The sequence below is a fragment of the Bifidobacterium erythrocebi genome (genome assembly GCF_012932675.1).
GTDB lineage: Bacteria > Actinomycetota > Actinomycetes > Actinomycetales > Bifidobacteriaceae > Bifidobacterium > Bifidobacterium erythrocebi.
The window spans coordinates 1-6,197 of sequence record NZ_JAAIIF010000001.1 but is presented as its reverse complement, the minus strand read 5'-3'; the positions used below and the strand labels follow the sequence as shown (position 1 = coordinate 6,197).

The 6,197-nt window shown below is 58.3% G+C and carries 6 protein-coding genes and 1 rRNA gene; 3 read left to right on the top strand and 4 right to left on the bottom strand.

The genetic code is table 11. The features are described from left to right. Positions 1-198 precede the first annotated feature (198 nt). On the top strand, positions 199-1,218 hold the full coding sequence (locus G1C98_RS00035) for a LacI family DNA-binding transcriptional regulator (RefSeq protein ID WP_169078066.1): 1,020 nt from the start codon (positions 199-201) through the stop codon (positions 1,216-1,218). A 275-nt stretch (positions 1,219-1,493) separates the two neighbouring features. On the opposite strand, the gene G1C98_RS00030 is transcribed toward G1C98_RS00035, so the two are convergent. Together G1C98_RS00030 and G1C98_RS00025 are read right to left on the bottom strand one after the other, a co-directional pair. Then, positions 1,494-2,822: an ABC transporter substrate-binding protein gene (locus G1C98_RS00030; RefSeq protein ID WP_169078064.1), complete on the bottom strand. Its 1,329-nt coding sequence runs from the start codon at positions 2,820-2,822 to the stop codon at positions 1,494-1,496. 277 nt (positions 2,823-3,099) lie between these two features. Further along, complete coding sequence (locus G1C98_RS00025) at positions 3,100-3,801, bottom strand: histidine phosphatase family protein (protein WP_169078062.1); 702 nt, start codon at positions 3,799-3,801, stop codon at positions 3,100-3,102. 112 nt (positions 3,802-3,913) lie between these two features. Here G1C98_RS00025 and G1C98_RS00020 point away from each other — a divergent pair, with 112 nt between their 5' ends. Both G1C98_RS00020 and G1C98_RS00015 read left to right on the top strand, forming a co-directional pair. Further along, positions 3,914-4,291 carry a DUF4235 domain-containing protein gene (locus G1C98_RS00020; protein ID WP_169078060.1) on the top strand — a complete coding sequence of 126 codons (378 nt, stop codon included), beginning with the start codon at positions 3,914-3,916 and terminating at the stop codon, positions 4,289-4,291. An 81-nt stretch (positions 4,292-4,372) separates the two neighbouring features. After that, positions 4,373-5,152, top strand: coding sequence for a nitroreductase family protein (locus G1C98_RS00015; RefSeq protein WP_169078058.1), 780 nt, complete (start codon positions 4,373-4,375; stop codon positions 5,150-5,152). Positions 5,153-5,292: 140 nt separating this feature from the next. Here G1C98_RS00015 and G1C98_RS00010 read toward each other — a convergent pair whose 3' ends face one another. Further along, the gene (locus tag G1C98_RS00010) at positions 5,293-5,544 is read right to left on the bottom strand and encodes a hypothetical protein (RefSeq protein WP_033509140.1); all 252 of its coding nucleotides are present in this window, start codon (positions 5,542-5,544) and stop codon (positions 5,293-5,295) included. 555 nt (positions 5,545-6,099) lie between these two features. Continuing rightward, positions 6,100-6,197: ribosomal RNA gene (rrf, locus tag G1C98_RS00005) — 5S ribosomal RNA — on the bottom strand; the annotation flags it as partial.

Genomic DNA, 6,197 nt, shown 5'->3' with positions numbered 1-6,197 from the left:
GAACGAATGGTCGAACCGCCGCTACCTGGACATGTCCCGGCTCGATGACAACCTCGTGGAAGCGAACTGATCATCGCGCCATGGACGGCCATGATCCAAAGTGCGCAACTTTTCGGGCACTACCTCCCTCTTACAGGCAACCCCATCGAAGTGTAAGCTGGGCACAGAAGCCGCTGTTTACTTAGCAAAGGGGGTTCCATGACCAGCAGCATTCAAGATGTGGCCAAGGCGGCGGGCGTTTCCATCTCCACCGTTTCCCGCTCGTTCACACGACCAGACCTTGTTTCCGCAAAGACGCGCAAACGCGTGCTGGAGATCGCCAATGAGCTTAATTTCTCACTGTCCCGTTCCGCCGCCGCGCTGAAGTCGGGCCGGTCGCTGCGCATCGCAGTCCTGATGAGCGGCCATATCAGTCTGTGGTTCACCGCTTCGGTTATCGAGGGGCTTAACGAAGTGCTCCATGCCGAAGGCTACGACATCTCCATCTTCCAAATCTCCAGCATTGAGGAACGCAAGGAGTTCTTCGACACCCTTCCGGTACGCCGCAACGCCGACGCCGTCATCGTCGTCTCCTTTGACATCGATGCGCAGGAAAGCGCGCAGCTTGCATCCGTCGGCGTGCCTATTATCGGCATCAACGCCGTCAAGCCCGAGGAACGCGGATTCTCCGCAGCTGTCAATATCAATGATGAGCAGGGCTCCACACTTGCCGCCCGGCATCTTATCGCGCTTGGGCACCGCAGCATCGCCTATATCAGCACCGACCGAGGCGTTTCCCTGTCCTTCTCCGTAAAGAGCCGTTTCAACGTCTTCTGCGATTGTTGCCGCAAGGAAGGCATCGAACCGCAGATCGTGGTCTGCAAGGTCGACCATGACGGACACTATCAGATCGGCGACGTGGTCACGCAGCTGATGAGTTTGCCGCAGATGCCGACGGCTATCGCATGCCAGGAGGATGGCATTGCCTTGCCGCTGCTTTTCCAATTGGAGCGCAACGGGTTCGCCGTCCCCGGCGACATCTCGCTCATCGGCTACGACGATAGCTTCTATACGAACGACATTGGTCTGACCACCATTCGTCAGGATCCTGCCGAAATGGCGCGAACGGCCGCACGTATGACACTGGATCTCATTCAGGGGCATGAGCTGTCCCCCGCATTCGTGGACGTTCCAGCACAGCTTGTGGTACGTTCCAGCACAGCCAGCGTGCGCCACTGATTTCCGCAGACCCTCTGTGCCCCGTTTCACCCCTAGCGTGAGGCGGGGCACAAGCATATGCAGGCGCTCCCGTCTCCTCAGCACCATGCTTCGGCATATGGCGGTACTGCGGATTCTCATTCAAAAAAGGGTGATGGCCGCAGACCCGTCAAGGTCTGCGGCCATCACCCTTTGGAGAAGTTACATGAAGAAGAAGTTGTTGCAGAGAGGAAAAGCGACGACCGGGGAGAAGGAAACCGGTCGTCGCCGGTATTCAATTATTCAGCGGATCGGACTCAGTGAGAAGCCTTGTACTCAGCGGCCCAGTTGTCCACGAATGCGGTCTTCACGGCGTTCCAGTCGCCGGTGCCCTGAGCGTACTCAAGCAGAGCGTTGCCCAGCTTGTTCTTCCACTCTTCGGACGGCATCATGGTGAAGTTCCAGGAGACCTGGGTCTTGCCGGACTTCTGATCGTCCTGAGCAGCCTGGACCAGCGGGTTGTCGGACTTGACGTCGGAGAAGGACTTGAACGGGGTGGTGAAGCCCATGTCCTGGCTCAGCGACTTCTTGCCGGCGTCGGAGGTGATGACCCACTTCAGGAAGTCCTTGGTGGCCTTCTTATTAGCATCGGAAGCCTTGTCGTTGATGCACCAGTAGTTCTCGGAGCCGGTGGCCAGACCCTGCTTCTCCTCGCCCTTGGCGCCGGTGTAGATCGGCATCATGCCGATGGAATCGGCCTTCATGCCGGCCTTCTGCAGGTCGGTCCAAGCCCAGGTGCCGTTCTGGTAGAAGGCGGCCTGGCCGAGGGCGAACTCGGAGTTGGCGTCGTCACCGGTCTTGGAGCTCAGCTGCGTGCGATCGGTGGTGGAGTCGGTGATGTACAGGTCGAAGATGTTCTTGTACTCCGGCAGGTAGGTGCCCTTGATGGTCTCCGGCTGCTCGGTGACGTTGTCCTTGGTGAACTCGTAATACAGCGGCAGGTTGGCCAGATGGGTCTTGAAGCGCCAGTCGGAGCTGGAATCGAAGCCAGCGGAGGTGAAGGCGCCCTTGATGCCGAGCTGGTCCTTCTTGGCCTGCATGTCGTCAGCCACGGCCTTGAGCGTATCGAAGTTGTCGATATCGTCAACGCTCTTGATCTTGGCACCATCGGTGGCGATGTACTTGTTGAGGATGTCCTTGTTGTAGATCAGGCCGTAGGTTTCCATAACGTACGGCACGCCGACGACCTTGTCGCCGTCCTTCAGCGCCACATCCTTGTTGATGAGCTGGTTGTAAGGCTCGGAATCCTTCATATCGGCGGTGTAGCGCTTCCAGTTCTGGTAGCCGACAGGGCCGTTGACCTGGAACAGGGTCGGGGCTTCGGTCTTTGCGATCTCGGACTTCAGCGTCTGCTCGTAGGTGCCGGAGGCTGCGGTCTGAACCTTGACCTCGACGCCGGTCTCCTTGGTGTATTCCTTGGCCAGAGCGGTCCACTGATCGGCTGCTTCCGGCTTGAAGTTCAGATAATAGACCTTGCCCTTGCCGTTGCTGGAGCTGGAATTGGAGCCACATGCGGCGAGCGTGCCCAAAGACATTGCGGTGATAGCAACCAGGCTAACCGCTGCCTTCACATTACGATTCATCATCGAACCTTTCTCTTCCTTTTTGTGTTCCCTCCCTCGAACATTTTCTTAATGTTCGAGGGCGAGGCGTCAGCTTCGGCGCCGACGACGTTTATCTCGACATCCCCCATTATGGCGCATCTTCCGGTTTCTTGCAAACGATGGCAAAACCTGGCGTGCCGAAACACCGAGATGACGCGCCAAAACCCGCGAATCGGCGTTTTCAGACACCGCGCGTCGTATTGCAAGAAATGCGCGCAAAATCAGCGGATTGCAGGCAAAACGGAATCCGCCTATCGGTTCAGCAATTCCAATGCTCGATAACGCGGTCGCCCTTATACAGGCTCAGCACCGAATAATGCGCCGTGTCCAGCCGAAGCAACCGTCCGAACCCCGGATCGAGGCCAAGCCACTGCGAAGTGAGGATCCGAAGAATATGCGCATGTGCGACCAGCAGCACATCATGCCCGGATTCGATGAGCGGAACGACCCGCTCAATCGCGTTGCGGGCACGGGCTGCGGCCTCGTCCAGGCTTTCGCCGGCACCGGCATGCACATGCACGCGTTCCCCACCGGGAAGGCGTTCCTCCCAATCCGCATTCATGGATTCGGGAAGCGAGGTAGGGCCGTCACGCCACACATTCCAATCGAATCCGCCCATATCGCTCACTGTTTTACGGGTACGCCCCTCCGCACGCCCGTAATCCCACTCGGCGATATCATCAAGCGTGCCGGCATGGGAGAATCCCGCCAGGTGCGCCGTCTGCTGCGCGCGCCTCAACGGACTGGCGAACACGCACCCCTCATCGAATCCCCTTGGAAAAGCCTCTCGCAGCCGCTCGCCGGCAGCAGCCGCCTGCTGCTCACCCACGGCGGTCAACGGAATATCCGTCCTTCCGGTATGCTGCCCGGATTCGCTCCACACGGTCTGCCCATGGCGTAGCACAACCAAACGTCCGGTCTGTATGGCGGCTGCGTTGCCGCGCTGTCCATTTTCGCTCATAGTCACACTGTACTCCGTAAGTCGTTGATGTCCCAGTGCCATAGCGATCTTCCTTGGGGCGGAGCCGCCGGCAGCGCGACGGCATCGCACCGTGAGCGGTAGACTGGTACCTATGAGTGACGAAACCAGCAACACGACCGTTTCGACCGCAGACCGCACCGTCGCGGCCCTGCATCGTATCGACAGCAAAGTCGATGAACTGCGCAAACATCGGCTGGAAGACCCGGATTCCGCCACTGATAAGCTGATCAAGTCCCTTCTTCCCACCGTCACCGGTCTGGTCGCCGGCAAAATATTCCAAGCGGTCTGGGATAAGGCATGGGGTCGCCGTGGATCCGGTTCCGGCACAACCGGCACCGGTGGCAACAATCTGATAATGGGCATCGCGTTTGCAGCGGCATCGGCGGCGTTCGGCGCGGCCGTATCCGCATTGTCCAATCGCGGCTCGCAGGCACTGGTCGATCGTCAGCATCGCAAGCGCAAGCAGTGACTGTTTTCCGTCTCATTTTCCTGTCTCACTAATCGCAACATACCGATTGCATAGGTCAGGCAGTCGCGTGACAATAACGGTATGACTGAACTTATTCACAACGCCACCATCGATACGCTTCTTGAGCGTCGTTCCATCCGCAAATTCAAGGATGAGGAGCTGAGTCCCGAAATCGTCGCCACGCTGGAAACCGTGGCGCAGCATGCGCCTTCGAGTCAGTTCCTCAATGACTGGTCGGCCATTCGCATCACCGACCCGGACGTCAAAAGCCAGCTTGCGCGAATCGGCGGGCAGCCGTATATCGCCGAGGCGCCTCTGCTGTACGTATTCGTGCTTGACGAGCATCGCAATGCCGCAATCGCCCAGGCAAAGGGCGTTGAGACCGGTGACGACGCGTTCACGCTGACTTCCAGCTACCGCTATACGCAGGCCCAGAATGATGCCGTGCTGGCCCTGCATGCCATGGAAACGGCGGCGTACTCCCTTGGCTTGGGCTGTGTGGTGCTCGGCTCCATTCTGAACGATGCGGCCGCGCTGGTCGACATGCTGAATCTGCCGGAATACACGTACCCGGTGCTGGGTCTGGCCATCGGCAAGCCTGACCAGGAGCCGGCGCTCAAGCCGCGTATGCCTCGTTCCATGCAGTTCTTCGATAACGAATATCCTTCCAGCAACGAGCGTGTGCTTGCCGGCCTGGATGCGTTCGATGACGAGGTGCATCAGTACTACGATCTGCGTAATACGGAACGTCCGGTCGATGCGTTCAGCAATCAGATCGCAGTGGTTGCCGTGGACGACAGCGTGCTGTCCAAATCGGTTGTGCCGCTTGCGGAACGTCAGGGATTCCGCTTGGACCGCTGATAATCGGTCTTCCAACGCGAAGGGTGCTTGTTTCACAGCTGACTGTGGAACAAGCACCCTTCATCGTTTATGTCGTCGTTATTGGCACTATTCTGTTCTATTCTTGGCGGTTTCGTCACACGTACGGATTTGTGTACGGCTTATCGTCTGCGCGGCTTATAGCCCTTCTTCCTGGAATGAGGCTTCATCTGCTGGTTCAATGGTGCATATCGGTAGCTTGATTGCGGATCGCGGTGCGTCAGATGCCATGTACCGCAGAACTCGCAGCGATACACCCATAGTTCGGTTCCTCGCTCACGCCAGCTCTGATCGGCCGCCTGCTGGGCCGTGGCCTTGTCGTGATACATGATCTTGTTCGATTCGACGCAGCGCTTAGGTACGAAATAGTGCATGATGCCACATTAGTCTACTCATGCAAAACGACGGCCGCAGAATCACGTAAAACACTTGTAGAAGCCGGAAAGCCGGAGAAGCAGCTCTTGTCCTCGGCGGACGCATTTTCCTCTTATACAAGCCCAGCATGACCTCAGAGGCCGGTCTCCGGCAGGTTCAGCAATATGCCTTTACCGCAGTGCCTCTTACGAGGCCTCCGCTTTATTGTTGTTCCGCGGCATGGACCGTCTGCTTTCCAATGGAAACTGCACTATGAGATGCCCCTGACGGGGAATGAGCACGATGGTAAATAATCTTCGGGATTCCCTTGTTCCCACTCCTCCAGAGGGGTTCCGGCTGATGCGCCCAAGAAACAAGGCCTCCGCGTCGGCGTCGTTCCTGGATGCGCGGTGGATCCCCGCGGGGCAAAAAGGGCGGGAAAGGCCCCGGGCATGGAGGCCCCGGGATATGAGAGAGGGGAAACGGGGAAGGGCAAGAAGGGCGGAAAAAATCCCCCGGATATGAAAATGGGGGTTCCCGGAGCGTTGCTCGACGGGAACCCCCCATGACGTATGAAGCGGCGACGCGCTACTCTCCCACACCCTCTCAGGTGCAGTACCATCGCCGTGCAAGGCCTTAGCTTCCGGGTTCGGAATGGGACCGGGCGTCTCAC